Annotated in this window: 1 protein-coding gene; it reads left to right on the top strand. The window is 59.0% G+C overall.

What is annotated here, in order from left to right; genetic code table 11:
* Positions 1-1,680: amino acid adenylation domain-containing protein (locus tag QRN54_RS31725; RefSeq protein WP_285183915.1), on the top strand; the 1,680-nt coding region annotated here is incomplete at both ends.

The raw sequence follows: 1,680 nt of genomic DNA on the forward strand, positions 1-1,680 counted from the left end.
AGCGGATCATCGGTGCGGTCGTTGCTGATCAGTCGATTGTCTTGGGTGACATAGACATTTTGGATTCTGTTGAGCGTTCGCTGGTGCTGGACGGCTGGAACGATCAGGTTCGGGTGAAGCCCGAAGTGGATACGACGTTGGTCTCGATGTTCGACGCGCAAGTGCTGGCTCGGGGCATGTCGACTGCGGTGGTGTTCGAAGATCGCAGAGTGTCGTATGTCGACTTGGACGCTGCAGCGAATCGTTTGGCTCGCAAACTGATTGAGTCAGGTGTGGGGCCGGAGTCGTTGGTGGCTGTCCTACTGCCTCGATCGGTTGACTTGGTCGTGTCGTTGTTGGCGGTGCTGAAGGCAGGTGGTGCCTATCTGCCGATCGATCCGAGCTATCCCGCTGAGCGGATTGCGTTCACGCTCGACGCGGCGCGGCCGGTGTGTGTTTTGGGTGGGGCCGAACTCGATCTCGACATTCCTGTGTTCGACGTCGCGTCCATGGATGTGTCGAAGTACGACGGATCTTCAATCACCGATCATGATCGCGTTGCTCCGCTACGTGATTCGAATAGTGCGTATGTGATCTACACCTCGGGATCGACTGGCCGACCGAAGGGTGTTGCGGTCTCGCATCGCAACGTCGTCGAATTGTTTGCCAACAGTCAGAGCCGGTTCGAGTTTGACGACTCCGACGTATGGACGTTGTTCCACAGCTACGCATTCGATTTCTCGGTGTGGGAATTGTGGGGGGCGTTGTCATTTGGTGGCACGGTTGTGGTGGTCGATTTCCTCACGTCGCGTTCGCCCGAACAGTTCCGGGAGTTGGTTGCTCGCGAGCGAGTGACGGTACTCAATCAGACTCCGTCCGCGTTCTATCAATTTGCTGAGGCCGACCGAGTAGCGGGTCAAGCGGCGACACCGCTGTCGTTGCGGTACGTGATATTCGGTGGCGAGGCACTGGACTTCGCGCAGTTGGAACGGTGGTTCGAGCGCCACAACGATCGGTCCCCGCGGTTGGTCAACATGTACGGCATCACGGAGACGACTGTTCACGTGTCGTTCCTCGAGGTGGATGCGGTATGGGCGCGTGAGGCGACAGCGTCTGTGATCGGACGCGGGTTGGGTGGACTCTCGGTGTTCGTGCTCGATGATCGATTGCGTCCGGCTCCGGTGGGAGTTCGCGGCGAAATGTATATCGCGGGAGAGCAGCTTTCGCGCGGGTATGTAGGACAGCCAGGTCTGACGGCCGGCCGCTTTGTGGCGAATCCTTTTGCGCACACGAGTTCCGGTGCGGTGATGTATCGCACCGGTGACGTTGGGCGGTGGAGTGTCGACGGGCAGCTCGAGTATGCAGGCCGCAGCGATTTCCAGGTCCAGTTGCGTGGATTCCGGATCGAGCTCGGCGAGATCGAAGCTGCGCTGTTGCGTGTTGAAGGTGTGGCGCGTGCAGTCGTGCTTGTGCGTTCGGATGCTTCCCTTGGAGATCGTCTCGTGGGGTACGTGGTGCCGGAGTCCGGTGTCGACCTGGTGGTTGCTGATGTCTTGTCATCGGTGGCGCAGTTCCTGACCGGGTACATGGTGCCGGATTCTGTGATGGTGCTCGAAGAATTGCCGTTGACAGTCAATGGCAAGTTGGATCGGAAGTTGTTGCCGGAGCCGGTGTTCGAGAAGGCGGTGTTTAGGGCTCCGG

The organism is Rhodococcus sp. MEB032, assembly GCF_030208925.1.
In the GTDB taxonomy this organism is placed as follows: domain Bacteria; phylum Actinomycetota; class Actinomycetes; order Mycobacteriales; family Mycobacteriaceae; genus Rhodococcus_F; species Rhodococcus_F qingshengii.